The organism is Chryseobacterium sp. PTM-20240506 (assembly GCF_048296755.1).
Taxonomy (GTDB): Bacteria; Bacteroidota; Bacteroidia; order Flavobacteriales; family Weeksellaceae; genus Chryseobacterium; species Chryseobacterium proteolyticum.
On the sequence record NZ_CP182581.1, the window covers coordinates 1,773,725 to 1,794,886 of the forward strand.

Genomic DNA, 21,162 nt, shown 5'->3' on the forward strand with positions numbered 1-21,162 from the left:
TTTCAAAGTAATTAAAACTATAATGATAGAGATCAAGAACATTTCAAAAACCTTTCACAAGAAGAAACAGGCCTTTAAGGCGCTGGATGATGTCAGTCTCAGTATTGAGCAGGGAGACATTGTCGGAATCATCGGATTTTCAGGAGCCGGAAAAAGTACATTAATACGAACTGTTAATCTGTTGGAAAGGCCCGACCAGGGACAGATTATTATCAATGGAAAAGATTTCGTTCAGCTAAAATCTAAAGAACTGGCTAAAGAGCGGAAAAAAATAGGAATGATATTCCAGCATTTCAATCTGCTTTCTTCAAGGACTGTTTTTGAAAATGTAGCGCTGCCACTGGAACTGGATCATGTGAACCGGTCAGAAATTCAAAATAAAGTCAACGAACTTTTGAAAATTGTAGGGCTTGAAGAAAAAGCCAGTGAGTATCCTAAAAGCCTTTCCGGAGGACAAAAACAAAGAGTAGCAATTGCGAGGGCATTAGCTAATGATCCGTACCTTCTGCTTTGTGATGAGGCAACAAGTGCATTGGATCCCGCTACAACCCAGTCGATCTTACAATTATTACGCGATATCAATCAACGATTAGGAATTACTATTTTATTGATTACTCACGAAATGGATGTAATCAAGTCGATTTGTAACCACGTCGCTGTTATTGATAAAGGAAAACTCCTTACCAAAGGAACCCTGCAGGAAATTATTTCGGATAAAGAACATCCGGTTATTAAACAATTTATAAACCCAGGCATCATGACTATACCTCAGGAGCTTAACAAAAAGCTGCAAAAAGAGCCAAAAGACGGTCTGTTTCCGCTTGTGGAAATAGAGCTTAATGAACATATTACAGTAGAAAAACTACTTTCAAAGATCTATGACGAATATAAAATTCCATATAAGCTATTGAAAGCTGATGTAGAATATTTGGGAGATTCCAATTTTGGGAAGCTTCTTCTGCAGCTTCAGGGAGAATCCGAAGAAAACCAGAAGGCGATCTATTATTTTAATCAAAATAAAATTCAAAATACAGTAAAGGGCTATGCTTAGTGATTCGGTAATTTCCCTTTTATCAAAGGGCATTTGGGAAACAGTATATATGACATTTGTTTCCGGTTTTTTTGGTTTTGTTTTAGGTCTTCCGGTAGGGATTCTTTTGTTTCTTACGAGGAAAGGACAGCTCCTTGAAAATAAGATCTATAATAGAATTGTATCCATCCTGGTTAATATTTTCAGATCCATTCCATTCATTATTTTGATTGTATGGATGATTCCTTTCACAAGAGCTTTGGTGGGAACCTCTATTGGAATTAATGCTGCCTTGGTTCCGTTGAGCATAGGAGCGGCACCGTTTATTGCCAGATTGGTTGAAAACAGTCTTCTCGAAATCCCTTACGGACTTATTGAAACCGCAAGGGCTTTAGGAGCTACTCCACTTCAGATCATCAAAAAAGTACTGCTGCCGGAAGCGCTTCCTTCACTGATCAATAATGCAACCATCACGCTGATCACTTTAGTAGGCTATTCTGCCATGGGAGGAGCTGTTGGTGCCGGTGGATTGGGACAAATTGGTTATCAGTATGGATACATCGGCTATGATGCTGTGATCATGAACCTTGTTTTGGGGCTTTTGGTCACTTTGGTTTTTATCATTCAGTTTTCTGGAGATAAGCTGGCAAAGAGATTTGATCACCGATAAAGAGTTGGAGCGTGTTTGTGTTGGAGCGTATATGGGTTCAATGGGACCAACAGTAACTCCACTCCCACAATTAAACAGTTTTGCTTTAAAAATTTACTAAAGAGTTGGAGAGAATATGTGTTGGAATTCAATGCGATCAACAACTCCACTCCCACAATTAAACAATTTTGCAGTTCCGCAATTCGCGATTCTGCCTTTAAATAAAAATAGTATATAATGAAGAAATTAAAAATCTTAGGACTTCTTACAGTAGGTTTGCTGGTATTTAATGCATGTAATTCAGCTAAAAAAGATGATCCTAATTACATCAAAGTAGGAATTACCTCAGGACCAGAACAACTGATCGCTGAAACAGCGAAAAAAGTAGCTAAAGAAAAATACAACCTTGAAGTTGAACTGGTTGCTTTTAATGACTATGTAGTCCCAAATGAAGCATTGAACAATGGTGATATTGATGCCAATGCCTTTCAGCATGTTCCATACCTGAATGAACAGTCCAAACAAAGAGGCTATAAACTGGCCGTTGTAGGAAATACCTTTGTCTATCCTATTGTTGCCTATTCAAAAAAGATTAGAAATATCAGTCAGCTACAGAATGGAAGTACTATTGTAATTCCCAATGACCCAACGAACGGAGGGCGTTCATTGCTGTTATTACAGAAAAATGGTTTATTAAAACTAAAAGAAGGTGTAGGACTTCTTCCTAAAGTAACCGATATTACAGAAAATCCAAAACAATTGAAAATCCTGGAAATCGAAGCACCACAATTACCAAGAGTGCTGGATGATAAAGAAGTGGTGATCGCAATCATCAACAATAATTTTGCGGCACAGGCAGGATTGGACGAAACAAAATCCGGGATTTTTAAAGAAGATAAAGATTCACCTTATGTAAATGTAGTGGTTGCAAGACATGACAATAAAGATGAGGAAAAGGTAAAAAACTTTTTAAAAGCTTACCAGTCTGATGAAGTGGTGAAAAAAGCAGCAGAGATCTTTAAAGGGGGTGCTGTGAAAGGATGGTAATTTTTTAATCTATCAATATAGCAGCTGACATGATGTACTATTTCAATTGCTATATTGATGTTACTTTTTATCTTTTATCCTTTCCGAATAAAAAAATATATGATTTTTTATTACCCATGAAAATCCTTACAATACGGAGTTTTGTGATTTGTTCGTTTGAATAAGAACCTAGTATAATTGGCTATTTCTTAAAAATTTTCATTATCTCAATTTGAGATAATAAATAAATTTCCTATTTTTGTTACGAATCAAAAAAAGGTTTTATGTTTAAGAAAACTGCCATAGTAAGTTTATTCACTCTTATTTCAATTTCTTCAATGGCTCAGAATACTACCCTCCCGATCTATTTAGATGAATCGAAACCGGTTGAACAACGTGTTAAGGATGCTCTTTCCAGAATGACACTGGAGGAAAAAGTAGCCATGCTTCACGCACAATCAAAATTCAGTTCACCAGGTGTTCCAAGATTGGGAATTCCTGAATTCTGGACAACAGACGGACCTCATGGGGTACGTCCGGAAGTAATGTGGGATGAATGGAATCAGGCAGGCTGGACCAATGATTCAATTATTGCTTATCCGGCATTAACCGCTTTATCCGCTACATGGAATAAAAAAATGTCATGGAACTACGGTAAAGCATTAGGAGAAGAAGCGCGATACAGAAAAAAAGATATCCTTCTCGGACCTGGAGTTAATATTTACAGAACTCCACTCAACGGAAGAAACTTTGAATATATGGGGGAAGACCCTTACCTGACTTCCAAGATGGTGGTTCCTTATATCCAAGGAGTCCAATCGAACGGAGTTGCAACGAGTGTAAAACATTTTGCCTTAAATAACCAGGAAATGTTCCGCCATACCAGCAATGTTACCGTGGACGACAGAGCCCTGTATGAAATTTATTTACCGGCTTTTAAAGCAGCAGTAACTGAAGGGGATTCATGGACGATCATGGGCGCTTATGATATGTATAAAAACCAGTATGCCAGCCAGAACCAATACCTTTTAAATGATATCCTGAAAGGAGAATGGAAGTATAAAGGAGTTGTCGTTTCAGATTGGGGTGCGGTAAACAATACCGAACAGGCGATTCATAACGGACTGGATCTTGAATTTGGAAGCTGGACCAACGGTTTATCGGCAGGAACAAAAAATGCATACGATAACTATTATTTAGCAAAACCTTATCTGGACCTTATTAAATCCGGAAAAGTAGGAACTAAAGAACTGGATGACAAAGTGAGCAGACTTTTAAACCTGGCTTATAAAACAACAATGAACCGAAACAAACCTTTCGGAAATATTGCTTCCGCTGAACATCAGGCTGTAGCCAAGGAAATCGGTGAAGAAGGAATTGTTTTATTAAAAAACCAGGGGAACGTATTACCAATCGATCTCACCAAAACTAAAAAAATAGCAGTGATCGGCGAAAATGCGATTAAGATCATGACTGTTGGTGGTGGTTCTTCATCATTAAAAGTAAAATATGAAACATTACCCTTAGACGGAATCAAAAAAAGATTCGGAAAGCAGGTTGATGTGCAGTATGCAAGAGGATATGTTGGAGATATCGGCGGAGAATACAACGGGGTAAAATCCGGACAGGACCTGAAAGATACCCGCTCTGAAACCGAACTAATCAATGAAGCTGTAGAGCTGGCAAAAAAATCTGATGTTGTTATTTTCATTGGAGGATTAAATAAAAGTGATTTCCAGGACAGCGAAGGAAATGACCGTAAAAGCTATGGACTTCCATACAACCAGGATCATCTGATCTCTGCGTTGGCAAAAGCCAATAAAAATCTTGCTGTTGTTTTAGTTTCCGGAAATGCAGTAGCGATGCCTTGGATTAAAGAAGTACCTGCCATTGTTCAATCCTGGTATCTGGGTTCTGAAGCAGGAAATTCGATTGCTTCTATCCTAGCAGGCGACGCAAACCCTTCAGGAAAATTGCCATTTACCTTCCCGGTGAAACTGGAAGACAATTCCGCGCACCAATTAGGGGAATATCCCGGTCAGAAAGACCAGTTGGCAGCAGGAAAAGGAAAAGATCAAAAGAACCCAATCAATATTACCTACAACGAAGGAATTTTTGTAGGATACCGTTGGCATGATACAAAAAACATCAAACCTTTATTCAGCTTCGGACACGGACTAAGCTACACGACTTTCGAATTTGGAAAAGCTAAAGCAGATAAAACAACGATATCCCAGGATGATAAAATTACATTTACCGTACCGGTAAAAAATACAGGGAAGAAAGCAGGTGCTGAGGTCATTCAATTGTACATCAGTGACCTTAAATCCTCTGTTCCCCGTCCGGCAAAAGAGCTCAAAGGTTTTGAAAAAGTATTTTTAAATCCTGGAGAGCAGAAAGAAGTAAGCATTAGCATTGACAAAACAGCACTAAGCTATTTCGATGCCGATAAACATGACTGGGTAGCTGAACCGGGAGATTTTGAAGCCTTGATTGGAAATTCTTCAGATGCCATTAAAACTAAAGTGAAATTCACTCTAAAGTAGATAATTTTTTTTTTCATCATTTGTGTTTTTTGACCTCCCGAAAGGGAGGTTTTCTTTTTATATAAAATCAAAGATTTTGTATAATAAAACCCTCCAAAACCATCAACTTATTACAATCAATATTAAAATAAAATGCCCAGACTAATCCGGGCACACCTATAGCATTTACAAGGAAAAAATTAAATATGCTGTTCTATTCCTTCAAAATAATGGATCACTCCAACATCAGGCAGGTTTTGTTCCTCGTCAGTATAAAAATTACTGCTGCTCTCTGTACTTTCAAGGAAAGAATTGCTGAATAAGGCATAAGAAGGTTGCTTTGCAAAATCGTTTTTCAACAGCTTATGAGCTTCCACCACAGGTGCACCATACAGCTTTCTAAAATTTCCAATCTTATATTGGGAAAACTTTCCGTAATGAACAATAAATTTTAACGATAGATCGATGGAAATGCTTAATGCTTCATTGAGCTCAGCTACTTTTCTGCTAAATGCATTCTGCATATTCCGAAGCATAGTGGAGATTTTTTTAAAAGATGGGTTTTTATCATATCTGAAAAATAAAATGGCATCCCCTTCAATTTCAGAAATTTCAAAATACCTGTTATTAACATCGATCAGAATTGATAATAATTGTCTTACAATATACTCTCCCGTGTATAATTTCGTATTCAATACAAATTCGGTAAATCCATTGAAATCCGGAATCAGTATAATACCCTCTTGTATATTTGCATCCATGATGTTGAGTTTAAAAACCTGTTGTATCTAAAGACGTAACAAGTTTCATTTTACTTTATTCATACACCACATAATGATTGGCAAGGGGTAGTAATATTTAACCCTGTATCTTGAAGGATCCAAGGTTCGATTCTCTCTAAGGTTGCATTTACGGTAAAAAATACTACAATATCAAAAACTATATTTATCTTTATCCTTTTAATGCAGGGTACCCCATGAAAACAGTCATAGCCATTCTTTTTGCTTTTCTTCTCACATCAAATTTTTTAAAAGCTCAACAAAAACAATATATTTTCTTTCTCCATAACAAGTTTCTTGAGGGGCATTCATTGACCGAAAAACATCCGCAATACGGTATTGCTGAATATACACCGATCCTGAATAAGCTGAAAAGCAAAAACAATGTAGTGATCTCAGAAAAAAGAGCTGATCAGACCGATCCGGAAGTCTATGCCCGAAAGGTCATTGCTCAGATTGACAGCCTGCATGGAAAAGGAGTTTCTTCCCGTAACATAAGCATAGTCGGAACATCGCAAGGCGGCTATATTGCACAATATGTTTCTTATTATGCTAAAAATCCGGATCTGAAATTTGTAATTATCGGCTCGAGCTTCAAGGATGATTCGTTAAATAAAATTGCCGGTTTCAAACTGTACGGTAAAATACTTTCCATCACGGAAAAATCTGATGAGGGCCATGTCCCTTTATCTTCCGAGAAAAGATATCAAAACTCAAAATTAGCGGCATTTAAAGAAATAGAACTTAACACTGGAATGAAGCATGGATTTTTGTTTAAAACTTTAGATATTTGGCTTAACCCTACCAAAGAATGGATTTATAAGAATTTTTGATCCGGGTTGCCGGATAACAAGATTGCAGCATATGCAGTAACAACAAAACTCTCAACTCTCAACTCTTAACTCACAATTCACAATTCTCAACCTTCAACAAATTTCCGCTGTGCCGCCCTCATTCCGAAGAAAAACATCAGAATGACTGAAGTTCCAAGGAAAGCAAATGAGTATTTCCACGACGGATCCCAATCGTGCAGCTTTCCAAAAACAGCAGGCCCGAATGCAGCAATCAGATAGCCTACAGACTGGGCCATTCCTGAAATTTTAATGGCATTGGCACTTGATTTTGTCCGTAAAGAGAAAAATAAGATCGATAAGCTAAATGATAACCCATTTGATAGCCCCAATAAAATTGCGGTCGCATAAATCCATTGTGACTTCAGCAAGGCAAACATGACAATACTTGCAAACATTAGGACACAAAGGAAAAGGATCATTATTCGCTGATCTTTCATCTTATTGGCAATGATCGGTCCTACAAAAGTAATGGGAATCATGGAAATCTGAATGACGAACAATACCCAACCCGGAGCATTTCCATTCATTCCATAGTCATTAAGAACAGCAGGCAACCAGGAAATTAAAGAATAGTATACCAAAGACTGTAATCCCATAAAAATACTGATATTCCAGGCCTGAGCCGATTTGAACATATTAAAATCAGACTTTGCCATTGAGCTGTTAGCCTGTCGTACGCTGTTTTTATTTAACAATAACTCCAAAATAACGACCAATAAAGCCAAAAGGGCAATCACCACCCATATTCCAAGGGAACCACGCCATCCATACCCTGTCCATTCTCCAAGGCTCACGCTGTATCCCGAAGCCAAAGCAGCAGTAAGATTCATTGCCACTGCGAAAATACCGGTCATTAACCCGATCTGTTTTGGAAAATTATTTTTGATATAACCGGGTGTAATTACATTCCCTACACAGATTCCTAAACCGATAAATACGGATCCTGTAAATAGGGTCCAAACCGACCCGAAGACCCTTAAGAATAATCCAAAACTCAGAATAACCAATGCGTACAATAAAAACCTGTTGATACTGAACCGGTGAGAAAACCGGCTTACGAGTACAGAACAACTTGCAAACATCAGCAAAGGTATGGAAGTAAGCAGGCTGCTTTGAAAATTATCCAGGTGTAAAGACCGGCTGATCTGGTCCAGTACCGGTCCTACTGAAGTAATGGGTGAACGCAGGTTACTGGATACCAGAATAACCACCAAAACATTGATCAGTAATAGGATATATGATGCTTCTTTTCTTGTTTCGTTTTTCATAATGAGGATCAAAATTGTTACAGCAAAATTAATCATGTTATTTTGCATACATTTGCCATAATATTAATCTAAAACGACATGATGTCTTCCAAACCTCTATTGAATGTCGATGATGTCAGCAACCCGTATTTTGTTTGGTTTGAAGATAACTGGCGGCATGATGATGTTCTTCATATTCATGAGAAAAAAGGACAGCTTGTGTATGTGGAAAGCGGATTTCAATATCTTACAGTAGAAGGGAAAATGTATCTTTTACCCCAAAACCATGCGGCCTGGATTCCACCACAGGCTTTGCATAAAACCAATTCTCATTCTGAAAGTATCCGGCTGATGATTATGTTTTTTGATGTTGATACAGAAGATCCTTTTTACCATCAGGTTCATGTATTTTCAGTACCAGCAGTGTTGAGAGAAATGATCAGGTATGCTGAAAAATGGTCGATGAATACTACCGAAAACAACGATGAAAATATTTTCCTAAAAGCATTGTATAACGAGCTTCGTAACTTTGTGGCCGATTCTATTCAGCTTCACATCAGCCTTCCTCAGGATAAAAGATTAACGCAGGCTATCAATTACCTGAATACCCATTATACCGAAGATCTTAAAATGGAAGATCTGAGCGATATTGCTTCATTGTCACTCAGGTCCCTGGAAAGAATTTTTAAAAAAGAAACAGGACTTACGCTGATCAAGTATCAGCAGATGCTTCGCATCATCAAAAGTATGGAATTACTAAGTGCCAATGAATGGACCATTTCTGAAATTGCTTTTCAGGTCGGGTATAAAAGCCTGCAAGCCTACACCAATAGTTTTCAGTCTGTCATGCAATACAGGCCCAGTGATTTTATCAAAAACTTATGATCAGACCTCATCCTTAGAGATCCATTTTTCAACATTTGGAGCCTCGTAATTCTTCATTTTCATTAAAAGGGTATCAATGTTGTCATCTACGATCAGCATCTTTTGATTGGTTTCTTTTAAAAAACCTTTATCAACCATGTTCTGAGACATCTGTAACAGGTCATTATAGAACCCATTGACATTCAGAACAGCAATTGGCTTTTGATGCAGCCCAAGCTGTGCCCAGGTCATCATTTCAAAAAGTTCTTCCAGTGTTCCATAACCGCCCGGCAGAGCAATAACCCCATCGGATAATTCGTTCATTTTCGTTTTACGTTCGTGCATCGTTTCTACCAGAATGAGTTCACTTAATCCCAGGTGGGCAATTTCTTTCCCCTGCAGAAAATGAGGAAGTATCCCTATTGCTTCCCCTTTGTTTTCCATAACTCCGTTAGCCACTGTTCCCATCAATCCGCTGATCGCACCGCCATATACCAAACCTATCTGCTCTTTCGCAAGCTTCTTTCCAAGCGCATAAGCTTGTTCTTCATAAACCGATTCGTTTCCAAAACTTGATCCACAAAATACGGTTAGTCTCTTTATCATGATTTCTCTTTTTTAATAATTATTATCTGTACAAACACTTCTTATAAAACGGCAACCTGCTCTCTTTTCACTTTATGTTCCCTGATGATCAAATATACCAGAATTCCAAGTGCACACACTGCATAAGGAGATAAAATAATGATACTTAAACTGCCAACTGCCAGATCTGACGGGAACAACTGGCCCATCAAAGTCATAAATGAGAGACCGATTCCTGCTCCCAGAAAATAGTTGGTGCTCGTTAAGCTTGAAGCAATCCCATAATGCGATGCATCCACATCCCGGATTCCCAGAATGGATAAACTTGTAAAGCAAAAGGTCATTCCTATTCCGGATATGCATGCGGCACCCAATAATACAATCGTTAATGGATGTCCCCAATAAATAGCTCCCAACAGAGATAAAGCTCCTGCCAGCATAAAAGACCATCCGAAAATTCCCATTTGTGCAGGATTCAGCTTTTTGGAAATCGCAGGTAATACAAATTTAGCCACTAACGCAGACATAACGCTGAAAGGAACCAACATCAATCCTGCGGAGGCGGCACTGTATTCCATATCTTTCTGAAGCATCAAAGAGATCAGGAATAAAAATCCAATGAAAAATGCACCCAGTGTAAAAAAGGCAATATTGGAAGCCATGAGTGATCTGTGTTGGAATAATTTAAGATCAATCAACGGCTGTTTGATGGTTCTGAGACGGTAGATTACAGAACCTAAAAGTATAACCGCAACCACAATTGATCCGATGACTAAAAAAGGCTGTTCCATAATCAGAATAAGCTCGTGTGTTCCATAGGTAAGGCTTAAAAGGCCTAAAACCAGCAATATTCCTGAAACGGCATCTGTTTTCTGTGTACCTTCCGATTTTTCATCTGCCGGAAGATATTGATAAGCAAAAATAAGCGTCAGCAAAAGGATAGGTACATTGATCAGGAATACCCAATGCCAGCTTAGGTAAGTACTGATGATCCCTCCTATTGACAATCCGCTTCCAGATCCGATCGCAGCAAAAGAGCTGAAAACACCCAATGCTTTATTTCTTTCCTGATTTTCCGTAAAAGTATGAGTAACGATAGATAATGCTGACGGCATGATAAATGCCGCTCCGAGTCCCTGTAAAGCCCTGAATATAGCCAGCATTTCGAAATGAGTCGAAAGCCCTGCTCCCAATGATGTCAGCATAAAAATTAACGCTCCCAGTAAGAACATTTTTTTACGTCCGATCTGGTCAGACAGTTTCCCTCCGATAATCAGAAAGCCTCCAAAAAATAAAACATACAAGGTCTGAAGCCACTGAACAGTTTCTGCTCCGATATTGAACTGTTTCTGAATAGCAGGAATGGTAAGATTAATGATAGCAATATCCAAAGCCTCCACGAACGTTCCGATCGATGCGAGTATTAATATTAAATTTCTTTTTGTTCCCATACTATTCAAATTTCCTGCAAAATTAAAATTATTAGAACGTATGTGAAAATTTAGTTTTAAATTTGGAACAAAATATTCATACAAGACAAATAAAAGGACAAATGTTCTATTAAGATAATATTACCATAAAAAAACAGAACAAATGCAACCCGAAAAATATACCCTCGACGAAAAAGACCTCTCTATCCTGCGTTTGCTGCAAAAAGATGCCAAACTAAGTGTAAGGGATATTTCCACACGCATCAATCTTAGTCCTACACCCACCCATGAACGGATTAAGCGTATGGAAAAATCAGGAATTATTAAGGAATATACCACTGTTTTAGACCGGAAAAAAGTCAACAAAGGGATGATGGTCATATGTATGATCGCTTTGAACGCCCATAATAAAAAGATGGCTACAAAATTCATCGAAGAGGTCTGCAAATTAAAAGAAGTTGTTGAGTTTTATAACATCAGTGGTGATTTTGATTTTATGCTGAAGATCCTGGCTCCCAATATGGATGAGTTTCATGAGTTTTTTGTGAATAAACTTTCGGAGATTGAAGGGATCGGGCAGACAAAAAGTATTTTTGTGATGAACAGTATTAAAGAAAGCACTCAGATCATTTAAAGTTTTGTAAGTACAAAGACATCCTTTTTTGAAGGTCAGGTTTTAAATTACAAGGTTTCAATCACCGGTACATGTATAGAAAAACACATTTTTTATAAAATACAGATCGCAATTAAAGCCATTCTTTACCACCTTTAAAATCTACACATAAAAATTCTATTTTAAAAAATACTATAATCAACGGTTTCCATTTTAATTTAAGAAAGTTTTAATCAAATTTATCTTCCCATTTAATCAGGAATAGCTAAATTCAGGTGATCAATTAAAAACATTTGTTATGCCTTGGAATCCTGACGTTTACAATCAATTTAAAAATATCCGTTTCAAACCTTTTTTCGACCTTGCGGAACTCATTACCGGGGAAACGCCGATGAAGGCCATAGATTTAGGTTGTGGGACGGGAGAACAAACGGCTATTCTCACAGAAAAATTTCCCCAAGCCGAGTTTATCGGAATCGACTCCTCTCCGGAAATGCTTGAAAAATCCAAGACCCTGGAAAATGACCGGCTTCATTTCAGAATGTCCACCACGGAAGAGATGCTCACGAGTGATGAAACCTGGGACCTTATTTTCAGCAATGCAGCCCTTCAATGGTCTGATGATCACCTTCAGTTATTCCCCAAGCTGATCTCAAAACTTAAAACAAACGGACAGCTCGCCATCCAGATGCCTTACCAACCGGGAAACACCCTGAATAAGATCTTAACGGCTCTTGCCGGAGAAGAACCTTTTAAAAGCTATTTACAGGGATGGAACCGGCCTTCTGCAGTGCTCACGATAGATGAATATGCTCAGATCTTATTCGAGAACGGAATTGAAGAGTTAAATCTTTCTCAAAAAGTGTATCCTATCATTGCGGAAGATCATGATACTTTGTTCAATTTTATTTCCGGTTCAGCTTTAATACCCTATCTGGAAAGGCTGGATGAAGAACAACAAAAAGAATTTACCCACGAGTTTAAAGCCCGCATTGCTACAAGTTTCCCCAAGCTTCCTGCCATTTATGCATTTAAAAGAATCTTACTCTATGGAAGAAAAAAATAACGAGCTCAATTTACGCAAAGTAACATTCGGCGATTTAAAGACGGTTATAGAAATGCTGGCTGATGATGTACTTGGAAAAAACAGAGAAGAAGTTTCGAATCCCCTGAACGAACAATATATCTCAGCCTTCAGAAGCATCGAACAAAACCCTTATCAGGATTTACTGGTTCTGGTCAATCGGGATGATGAGATCTTGGGAACCCTACAGGTCACGTACCTTCAATACCTCAACCACAAAGGAAATAAACGTGCATTAATCGAATCTGTGCGTATCCATTCGTCGATGCGGGGAAAGGGTTTGGGTGAAAAAATGTTTCACCTGGTGATTCAACGGGCTAAAGAAAACGGAGCTGATGTCGTACAGCTGATGTCGGATAAAACAAGAACTGAGGCACTCAGGTTTTATAAAAAGCTTGGATTCACCGCTTCCCACGAAGGCTTTAAAATGAAAATTTAAAATAAATCCGAAACTTTATAATTATCGTATATGCTTATGGGACACCGTATTAAAAAATAAATTAAATCAAAAGACAAAAATATTTTAAAACAGATGCAAGATTTTCGGATTACCGGATTTAAGATATAAACCAACTAATGTTACTTCGAAACCTGCTTTGGTATGGGCTTTGAACAAGAAAACAATATAATAAAAACAAGGTAAAAAACTTAAAATAATAACAAAAAGCTATCATACAATGAAAAAAATACTAGCATTAGCGATTTTAACATTAGGAATATTCAACATGAACAGTTGTACGGCAAAGCCATCCGCACAGTCAGGAGATCAGGAAAAAGATATGACGATCGAAGCAAAAGGAAAGATCACGAAAATTGAAAATGGAAAAGACGGCTATATGGCCACCATTCAGGATGCTGACGGGAAAGAATACGTGGCAACGATCAGTATTGTGAACCTTCAGAAAAGCGGCAGTACCTACAAACGTTATGAAGTAGGTGATTCGATCTATGTAAAAGGCCCTTCCTGGAAAGATGATCAGGGCAAAGTATATATCAAGGCTGAACAGCTTAAACAATAAAGCAACCATTTTTTTAATAATTCTCTATCATGATATCCTTCAAAAAAAATTTGAAGGATATTTTTTGATGATCAGATCCAGGCCAATACGTTCTACATAGTAAATATACAGATAATTAGATGACATAAATAAATAGAATAGATATTAACCATAATCCAACACAACCCTTTCAGTACTAGATTCCAAACACTTACACCTATAAAATACATCCCACAAAAGTGACTAAAATATTATTTATGCCATAATATTTCCTAAATTAGTGACAACTAATAACCATCAAAACTCAAATTTATGAGAACATCACTATTATGCGTGAAAAATAGCATAGCAGCGGCTATGGTATTTCTAACGGGTATGGCTGGCGCCCAACAATGGCTGGTCAATGGAAACAGCGGAATTGCACCCAACAATTACGTAGGCACCGTAGACAGCAGAATTCTGTATCTGAGAACAAACGGCGCCACTTCAAATCCCAATCAGGCACTTCTGAATGAATTCGGTTCGTTTATCGTAGAAACAACGAATAATACCAATGCCTCAAAAGCCAAAGGAAGCATTATTGCGGGAATATCCAATACTTTGGGAGGCCAGGCCGGCAGCAGCATTGTTGGTGGATGGACCAATAACCTCAGTAATGCGGGAGGAGCTAATATCGTAGGCGGACAGGATAATGCTGTTTTGAACAATGCCAGCAAATCGGTTGCACTGGGTTGGAAGAACATCATCAGGAACCATAATGAATTTGCACTCGGAGTGGGAATCGATCTTACCGAAGAGTATTCCGGAGGATTTGGAATCGACCTTGCAGCTACCGGTAACCGTTCATTCGTTATCGGAGCAGGAACCGGCGGAGCCAAGCTTACCAATACCATCCCCTATTCTATTATGCTGGGAATGTCCGGTAATTCAACAATGCTGATCAAAGACCAGAGTGTAGGAATACGGACCAACGCCCCTACAGCTAATTTCCATACCGTAGGAACCGTAAGGCTTCAGGATCTGCCCGTAGGAAGCGGACGCGCATTGGTTGTGGATTCTAACGGCAACGTCATGGTATCCAACTCAATTCTCTCCAGAACGGCCCCTTCTGATGAAACTGTTCAAAAGCTTGAAGACCGTATCAAAACCCTTGAAAATACTGTTGAAGAACTCAAGCAACTTCTTGTAAGCAAAAATACCATCACTGATATTTCCCTTTCGGATACCCCTTTCCTGGGGCAAAATGTCCCTAACCCGGCAAAGAATGAAACAAGTATCCGGTATTTTTTACCTCACCATATAAAAACCGCTTCACTGGACATCTACAATATTTCCGGACAGCTTATTAAATCTGTTCCTCTTCGTGAGAAAGGAAACGGGACGATACGACTTTCCGGGTCAGAACTTCAGTCCGGCACTTATGTGTATAAAATGACAGCAGACGGCAAAGTAACTGATGCCAAAAAGCTTATCATACAGGATTAAATTCTTGATATATTTTTTTCAAAAAAGCGGTCGCTGAGGTCATGCCTTCAACGACCGTTTTTCTATTTCTCTGTATTTTTCAGATTTTCTTCGAAATACCGTCGGATTGCATCATTTACGTAGTCTTCATTTTCTATATCATGTCCTTTTCCGGGAACCAGGATGAGGTCATACCTTTTTCCGGCTTTCGTTAGCGCATCAATCATCCGGATGGTTGTTGAAAGCGGGGCATTTATATCGCTTGTTCCATGTATAAGAAGCAATTTACCTTTAAGGTTTGCGGCATGATGGGTATTCGTTCCCCATTCGTATCCTTCTTTATTATCTTCCGGCAGTCCCATATAAGGTTCATTAATTTCTGCGCCTTCTGTCAGTTCACCCGGTGCCGAAGCAATGCCGACCTTGTACAGGTCAGGCGCCATCTGCATAGCCCGGATGGCAAAATAGCCTCCCCATGAATGGCCGCAAATACCAACACGCTTCATGTCCATATAGGAATATTTTTCCCCAAGCTGCCTGAAAACAGCCACACGATCTGCAATTTCATATCTTCCGATATTCCTGTAAACAGCATCCTGGAAAGCTTTGCTTCTTTCAACCGTTCCTCTTGTGTCCATCATTACTGTGATATATCCCAGCTGAGCCAATGCCTGTGCCTGAACCGAAAGTGATGTTGTAGGCCCGAACCGATGCGGTACAATATTGATAAAAGGGCCGGCATACACCATTTCTACGACAGGATACTTTTTAGATGGATCGAAATCATAAGGTTTGTACATGATTCCATAAAGATCCGTAATTCCGTCAGCTGCCTTAGCTTTAAAAATTTCAGGAGCCCTGAACCCTATATTTTGCAGCTTGGTGATATCAGCCTGATGAACCTGTTGCAACCACTTTCCATCCGTCGTCCTGAGCTCAACGGCGGGAGCTGTATCCGGAGAGGAATGGGTATCCAGAAAATATTTCCCGGAAGGTGAAAACTGGGAATAGGTATGGATCCCGGGAGCGGGCGTTAATCTTTTACCATTTTTTCCGTTAAGACCGACGCGATATACATTGGTAGAATACACTTCTTTTTCGGCATTCGCCGTGAAGTAAATCAGTCCTGATTTTTCATTCGTTCTGATCACTCCGGTGACCGGAAAATTTCCTGATGTCAGCTGGCGGACTAGTTTTCCATCCATACTATACAGGTAAAGATGTCTCCATCCGTCACGTTCCGACATCCATATAAAAGAAGGGCGCTCCTTCAAAAGGGTGACCTGACGTTTCCAGTTGCCGGTCAGGAAATCCAACCCGGATACAAAGGTTTTAGCCTCTTCGCTCAGAATTGTCCTGCCTGCTCCGGTGTCAGGATTCGTGGCCAGAAACTCCAGTTTTTTCCCAAGACGGTCCAGGCGCATAAAAAGAATTTCTGAACCCTCCTGTGTCCATCCTACCGGAAATACATATTGGGGAATGCCGGAACCTTCTTTTATGGTAATGCTGTTTCCGGAATCAATGTCCAGTACATAAAGTTCGGGAATTTCAATAGCCCCGCCTGTCTTTGCATACACAGTGTATGTCACAGATTCCTCAGGTTCCGAATAATCTATGACAGGCAAGTGATGAACCTTCCTGCCATCAGACCTCTTCAACAGCAGCCTTTTACCGTCTTTTGACCAGCACCCATTCTCGACGGTCCAGGGATAATCATCCGTTCCGCCGGTAGTAAGCTGTTGTTCTTTGTGGCCGGAATGGCTAATCAGCCAGATATTGTGATCTTTCATAATAACAGATTGTTTTCCGTCGGGCGACATAATGCCTGCCAATGGCTGTCTTACTTCTTCCTTTCCGTCAATTTTTAAGATCTTGTAATCTCTCAGGTACAGCCTAAACTTTTTATGTTCAACAAAAAATTCCGCAGCATTATCATCCTGTACAAGAACAAAATCACTGAACGGTAACCCCTTATTTTCCGGTTCCTTATCTAACCATGGAGTGAGTGCTTTCCTTAAACGGCCCTGATCAAAAAAAGGACGCTTTGTATTGTGTTCCGGATCCACTTCATAGACCACTGTATTTTCAGGAGTTCCCACCGCAAACCAGAAGCGGCTTCCATCCTTGTACCAATGCGGAATAATGTAGGTATCCCGGATCAGGGAATGGAACTTCAGATAATTCCGGTAACGGCCCTTGCTCGTTATGGTATCACTCACCTGTGCATGAGCAAAGGAAACCAGAAAAACGATCATAAGACCCACCTTCAGGATAGCATGTTTACACGAAATTTTCATGGAATGGATTTTTATGTGGAACCTTACAACTCATCTGTACTGTTTCAGCTTCTGCAATTAGCTGTAATCTTATTAACAAGCTTTCTCAGCAGTTCAATCTCCTCCGGAGAAATGCCTTCAACTGCTTTTTTCCTGTTTGCATTCACAATGGGCTGAATATCGTTTAAAATATCTTTTCCCTCCCCGGTAAGGATGAGGTTAAACCGTCGTCTGTCTTCTTCAAAAGAATCTCTTTTCAAAAAATTCCTTTTCACTAATAGCTCGATAATGCGGGTTACCGAAGCATGATCCTTAAAAGCCCGCCTCGCAATATCTTTCTGGGCAATTCCCGGATTTTCATTAATTATACTCAGGACCAGTCCCTGATCGATCGTAATGTCAAATCCCCTGTCATTGATCTGCTTCTGGGCAAACTGACGATAAGATTTGATCGATTCCTCTATGCTGTAAAAAATAGTATGTTCCGATTGAGCCATCATTAATTATTTAATTGATATAAATATAATTGATATATCAAATATATAAATAAAATGAATACCAGGTAAAAAAATATATAAAAATTTAAAAGCCTGCAGAGGCAGGCTTTATACTGGGTTTATTATTATTCTTTTCGGGATTATTTTTCATTCACCGGGTTTCCATACAATACTTCTCCACCTTCAAGAGACATGATAATGGCTTCGTTGCTGTATATTCTCATTGCATCTTCATAGTTTTCAATCGCTAAGGCAAACTCTGTATTGCCGAAAACGGCTTCACTGATATTCGCGGTCAATAATGCGGCATCCCTGAATGCTGTATTGGCTCCTACTCCGCCGGCGGGGCTCATCGCATGCACGGCATCCCCTAAAGCCGTAACATTCCCGGACACCCATTTTTCTTTAGGCAATGAAGATCTGATCGGGCCCATGACTAAAGACTGCTGATCCCCGAAGTCCAGGAGGGCTTTTAATTGGGGGTGCCAATTATCGGTAACCCTTCGAATATGATTAAAAATCTCCTGTGAAGAAAGCGTATAGAAATCCTGCAAAGGCCATCCAAAAGCAGCCGGCTTTCCGATAAAGGCCCAATAGAAATAATCCTGCAACGGACTTAATGCATCCCATGAACTATTGAGTTTCGAAAAATCAAACTGCATCGCATCGGCAATTAATGAAAACTGATCTCCAAGAATCACAGAAGTCCCGGTCCGCAATTCAGCAGCAATTGCTTCGCGGTTGTCATCCGTTAGGAACGTCCTTCCGTAGATGGTTATATTTCCGGTATTTACTTTTTGGTCTCCGCAACATTCAATCCCGATCCGGGAATTTACGCCATCTGCGGCGATAACGAGATCAGCAGTATAAGTGCTTCCGTCAGCAAAAGAAAGCAATACTTCCCCGCTTTCCAGCTTGCGATAATCTGTTACCGCTTTTCCAAAATGAATCTGCTCTTCCAGGCCCTGGACCAATATTTCCCGTAAAGTCAGCCGGTTGGGCTTCAGATCGGGAACTTCCCGGATGCCGTCACTCCAGGAATCTACCAGGTCTTTTCCTGTTTTTTCAAGATGGGAAGTAAAAACTTTCAGTCCTTTGGTACGCGCGGCACAAGTTTTCATAAATAGCTGATACAGCGATTCCGGAAGACAATCTTCCAGTGCCTGCCTGCCCTGCTCATTGATCCTGATCCGGTATCCCTGGGTTCGTGTGTTCATCGCTTCGTCCTTTTCAAAAAGGACACATTGGATTCCTTTCTTTTTCAGTCCCTGGGCCAGGCATAAACCTCCTAATCCTGCACCTGCAATAGCAATTCGTATTTGCTTCTGTGCCGGTATTCTATTCATTGTATATCCATGATTCATCGTTCTCGTTTTTTGATGATTGACGGATACAAAATTATCGGGTAATAAAGGGGATTCCTATAGAGGATTAATGGTCTTTATGAGACAAATCTTTGTGATGGGACCTGAACTGAAGGGCAGTCATCCCTGTTCCTTTTTTGAAAAACCTAGAAAAATAAACAGGATCATCATAGCCTAATTCAACCGCGATCTGCTTAACGCTCATTTTGGTATAAAACAAAAGCCGGCGGGCTTCCAGCAACACCTCCTGCTGGATCCAGTAGCTGGCAGGATAGCCGGTTACTTCTTTGATCGCTTCGTTCAGATAAAGGGGTGTAATGACAAGGGATTGTGCATATTGCTGTACCTGCTTGATCTTTTTAAAATTTTCTTTCACCAGTTTTTTGAACTGCCGGGTAATGGTATACTTCTGTCCGGTACTGGTCTGCTCCGAAACCTGAAATTTCATGATCTGGGAAACCATCATTCCAATAACCGATTCTACCAAAGACTGTTTCACGGAAACCGTATGCAAGCTATCTGTTTCATCAATCTTTTCGAGTATTGCCGGAATATCAAAGACGACATCCCTTTCACTAACCTCCACCGATTGGCGGATCCACTGATAGGTTTCCAGAACTTCCCGGTAATGCTGAGGAATGGCTCCTATATCTACAAACAAAAACCTACCTTCCGTATCCTGCTGATGCACATACCGGTGAATCTGTCCCGGAGCTACAAAACACAGGAAAGCTCCCTTCAAATCCAAAGTGTTGAAATCTACTTCAAGGGTAAAATCCCCTTTTTGCTGAAGGATAAACATATAATGATCGTCCCGGTGAATTCCGGTTTCCTTTTCAGATAAAACGGACAAAGGCATCAGCTTTATTCCAAAATCCTGCAGCTGGCGGTGATGAAGCGATATGTTGGAGTACTTTTCCAAGGGATCGGGTTGTGAAACTAAAGATAGTAATTATTAGAATAGATCCGGTTTTTTATGAATACAAATATAACAGATCATTCTTTGCTGATCACATGATCAAACAAAAGCTCAGCCACATCTTTATCACTCAACTCCTGAGAATCCCTGATTTCCTTAAGCACATTCAAAAAATAAGGAAACCCAAATAAGCTGTAATACCTTATCCCATCTTTCACAAACTCCAGACTTCCTTCTGTCGTCTCAATTTCGAAAAATGCCAGGTTATTGTTCAGCTCTAAAGGCTGCTCCATATAAACTTCGATTGCTTCGGAAGTCTGATCCAATGATTGTTCCTGACAAAAGTCTTTATAGGATCCTCCCTGGCGGAAGTAGTTGATTAATTCTTGTAGATTCATGTGGTTTCTTTATTTCATTTTCTAAATATTTCTAAATATTATCTACTGGCTACATAATATTGGCCATCCTATATTTGCTCTATGTAACTGTTCTAAATATGTTCTAAAAAGCTTTGAGTTATGATAGTTAGGAATACTAGATGCATACAAATATTCAAACCACCACCTATAGTTTCTTAACTCTTCAAATTCAAAAATATTAAGACATCCTGTTCCTTTACTTCCAATAAAATGTTCTTTGCAACGTTGTCTTAGAAAAGCTTGGTGTCCAGTATAAACAACATATCCGTTCTCTAAATCTTCAGGTATAATTAAGGAACCTAATTCTAGAGATTCTTTTATCTTCTTTTGAAAATTATAATAAGCTTTATCCACTCTTTCGCCAAATTGAGAAAGTATTGAAATTGGCGTGTTGGTTCTTATTTGATAGATTCCCGGAACTCTTCCTATTTCTAGAAGTGTTTCAAAAATAGTATTGAAAAAAATTTCTTTGGAAACCCATTCATTTTCTGCTTTTACTAGTAAGATATCTAGAATTAGTTGATTGTTACTCATTAAAT

At 39.3% G+C, this 21,162-nt stretch carries 21 protein-coding genes; 11 read left to right on the forward strand and 10 right to left on the reverse strand.

The features are described from left to right. Window positions 1-22 precede the first annotated feature (22 nt). The 4 genes from ACNFU2_RS07715 to ACNFU2_RS07730 all read left to right on the forward strand — a co-directional run bounded on the left by ACNFU2_RS07715 (window position 23) and on the right by ACNFU2_RS07730 (window position 5,251). Complete coding sequence (locus tag ACNFU2_RS07715) at window positions 23-1,051, forward strand: methionine ABC transporter ATP-binding protein (RefSeq protein ID WP_273648536.1); 1,029 nt, start codon at window positions 23-25, stop codon at window positions 1,049-1,051. Further along, on the forward strand, window positions 1,044-1,700 hold the full coding sequence (gene metI / locus ACNFU2_RS07720) for a methionine ABC transporter permease MetI (RefSeq protein WP_273648537.1): 657 nt from the start codon (window positions 1,044-1,046) through the stop codon (window positions 1,698-1,700). The genes ACNFU2_RS07715 and metI overlap by 8 nt, the downstream gene beginning before the upstream one ends. A 216-nt stretch (window positions 1,701-1,916) precedes the next feature. After that, on the forward strand, window positions 1,917-2,726 hold the full coding sequence (gene metQ, locus ACNFU2_RS07725) for a methionine ABC transporter substrate-binding lipoprotein MetQ (RefSeq protein WP_273648538.1): 810 nt from the start codon (window positions 1,917-1,919) through the stop codon (window positions 2,724-2,726). Between the two features lie 263 nt (window positions 2,727-2,989). Further along, complete coding sequence (locus ACNFU2_RS07730; RefSeq protein ID WP_273648539.1) at window positions 2,990-5,251, forward strand: glycoside hydrolase family 3 C-terminal domain-containing protein; 2,262 nt, start codon at window positions 2,990-2,992, stop codon at window positions 5,249-5,251. 179 nt (window positions 5,252-5,430) lie between these two features. Here the strand turns inward: ACNFU2_RS07730 and ACNFU2_RS07735 are convergent, their stop codons facing one another. Beyond that, entirely contained in the window at window positions 5,431-5,991 is a 561-nt protein-coding gene (locus tag ACNFU2_RS07735) for a DUF2652 domain-containing protein (RefSeq protein WP_418124525.1), read from the reverse strand. A 215-nt stretch (window positions 5,992-6,206) separates the two neighbouring features. On the opposite strand from ACNFU2_RS07735, the gene ACNFU2_RS07740 reads away from it, so the two are divergent. Then, window positions 6,207-6,842: an alpha/beta hydrolase gene (locus ACNFU2_RS07740; protein WP_418124527.1), complete on the forward strand. Its 636-nt coding sequence runs from the start codon at window positions 6,207-6,209 to the stop codon at window positions 6,840-6,842. 86 nt (window positions 6,843-6,928) lie between these two features. Here the strand turns inward: ACNFU2_RS07740 and ACNFU2_RS07745 are convergent, their stop codons facing one another. Then, window positions 6,929-8,131, reverse strand: a complete 1,203-nt coding sequence (locus tag ACNFU2_RS07745) for a CynX/NimT family MFS transporter (RefSeq protein ID WP_418124529.1) — start codon at window positions 8,129-8,131, stop codon at window positions 6,929-6,931. A gap of 81 nt (window positions 8,132-8,212) precedes the next feature. Here ACNFU2_RS07745 and ACNFU2_RS07750 point away from each other — a divergent pair, with 81 nt between their 5' ends. Next, entirely contained in the window at window positions 8,213-8,995 is a 783-nt protein-coding gene (locus tag ACNFU2_RS07750) for a helix-turn-helix domain-containing protein (RefSeq protein ID WP_418124530.1), read from the forward strand. On the opposite strand, the gene ACNFU2_RS07755 is transcribed toward ACNFU2_RS07750, so the two are convergent. Both ACNFU2_RS07755 and ACNFU2_RS07760 read right to left on the reverse strand, forming a co-directional pair. Continuing rightward, window positions 8,996-9,580, reverse strand: coding sequence for a TIGR00730 family Rossman fold protein (locus tag ACNFU2_RS07755; protein WP_418124532.1), 585 nt, complete (start codon window positions 9,578-9,580; stop codon window positions 8,996-8,998). 41 nt (window positions 9,581-9,621) lie between these two features. Then, window positions 9,622-11,010, reverse strand: a complete 1,389-nt coding sequence (locus tag ACNFU2_RS07760; protein WP_418124534.1) for an MFS transporter — start codon at window positions 11,008-11,010, stop codon at window positions 9,622-9,624. 142 nt (window positions 11,011-11,152) lie between these two features. Here ACNFU2_RS07760 and ACNFU2_RS07765 point away from each other — a divergent pair, with 142 nt between their 5' ends. From ACNFU2_RS07765 to ACNFU2_RS07785, 5 genes are all read left to right on the forward strand, one after another. After that, window positions 11,153-11,623: an Lrp/AsnC family transcriptional regulator gene (locus ACNFU2_RS07765; protein WP_172279344.1), complete on the forward strand. Its 471-nt coding sequence runs from the start codon at window positions 11,153-11,155 to the stop codon at window positions 11,621-11,623. A gap of 277 nt (window positions 11,624-11,900) precedes the next feature. Beyond that, window positions 11,901-12,668: a methyltransferase domain-containing protein gene (locus tag ACNFU2_RS07770; protein WP_418124536.1), complete on the forward strand. Its 768-nt coding sequence runs from the start codon at window positions 11,901-11,903 to the stop codon at window positions 12,666-12,668. Next, on the forward strand, window positions 12,652-13,125 hold the full coding sequence (locus ACNFU2_RS07775; protein WP_418124538.1) for an N-acetyltransferase family protein: 474 nt from the start codon (window positions 12,652-12,654) through the stop codon (window positions 13,123-13,125). The genes ACNFU2_RS07770 and ACNFU2_RS07775 overlap by 17 nt, the downstream gene beginning before the upstream one ends. A 238-nt stretch (window positions 13,126-13,363) precedes the next feature. After that, the gene (locus ACNFU2_RS07780; RefSeq protein WP_273648555.1) at window positions 13,364-13,705 is read left to right on the forward strand and encodes a hypothetical protein; all 342 of its coding nucleotides are present in this window, start codon (window positions 13,364-13,366) and stop codon (window positions 13,703-13,705) included. A gap of 291 nt (window positions 13,706-13,996) precedes the next feature. Further along, on the forward strand, window positions 13,997-15,169 hold the full coding sequence (locus ACNFU2_RS07785) for a T9SS type A sorting domain-containing protein (RefSeq protein ID WP_273648556.1): 1,173 nt from the start codon (window positions 13,997-13,999) through the stop codon (window positions 15,167-15,169). A 62-nt stretch (window positions 15,170-15,231) separates the two neighbouring features. Here the strand turns inward: ACNFU2_RS07785 and ACNFU2_RS07790 are convergent, their stop codons facing one another. From ACNFU2_RS07790 to ACNFU2_RS07815, 6 genes are all read right to left on the reverse strand, one after another. After that, a complete protein-coding gene (locus ACNFU2_RS07790) occupies window positions 15,232-17,445 on the reverse strand; it encodes a DPP IV N-terminal domain-containing protein (protein ID WP_418124540.1) in 2,214 nt (737 codons plus the stop codon). A 44-nt stretch (window positions 17,446-17,489) separates the two neighbouring features. Next, complete coding sequence (locus tag ACNFU2_RS07795) at window positions 17,490-17,924, reverse strand: MarR family winged helix-turn-helix transcriptional regulator (protein ID WP_345987501.1); 435 nt, start codon at window positions 17,922-17,924, stop codon at window positions 17,490-17,492. Window positions 17,925-18,061: 137 nt separating this feature from the next. Continuing rightward, window positions 18,062-19,267, reverse strand: coding sequence for an FAD-dependent oxidoreductase (locus ACNFU2_RS07800; protein ID WP_418124543.1), 1,206 nt, complete (start codon window positions 19,265-19,267; stop codon window positions 18,062-18,064). An 85-nt stretch (window positions 19,268-19,352) separates the two neighbouring features. Then, window positions 19,353-20,207, reverse strand: a complete 855-nt coding sequence (locus tag ACNFU2_RS07805) for a helix-turn-helix domain-containing protein (protein WP_418124544.1) — start codon at window positions 20,205-20,207, stop codon at window positions 19,353-19,355. A 74-nt stretch (window positions 20,208-20,281) separates the two neighbouring features. Continuing rightward, entirely contained in the window at window positions 20,282-20,602 is a 321-nt protein-coding gene (locus ACNFU2_RS07810) for a hypothetical protein (protein ID WP_418124546.1), read from the reverse strand. Between the two features lie 42 nt (window positions 20,603-20,644). Then, window positions 20,645-21,157: a hypothetical protein gene (locus ACNFU2_RS07815; RefSeq protein WP_418124548.1), complete on the reverse strand. Its 513-nt coding sequence runs from the start codon at window positions 21,155-21,157 to the stop codon at window positions 20,645-20,647. Window positions 21,158-21,162 lie beyond the last annotated feature (5 nt).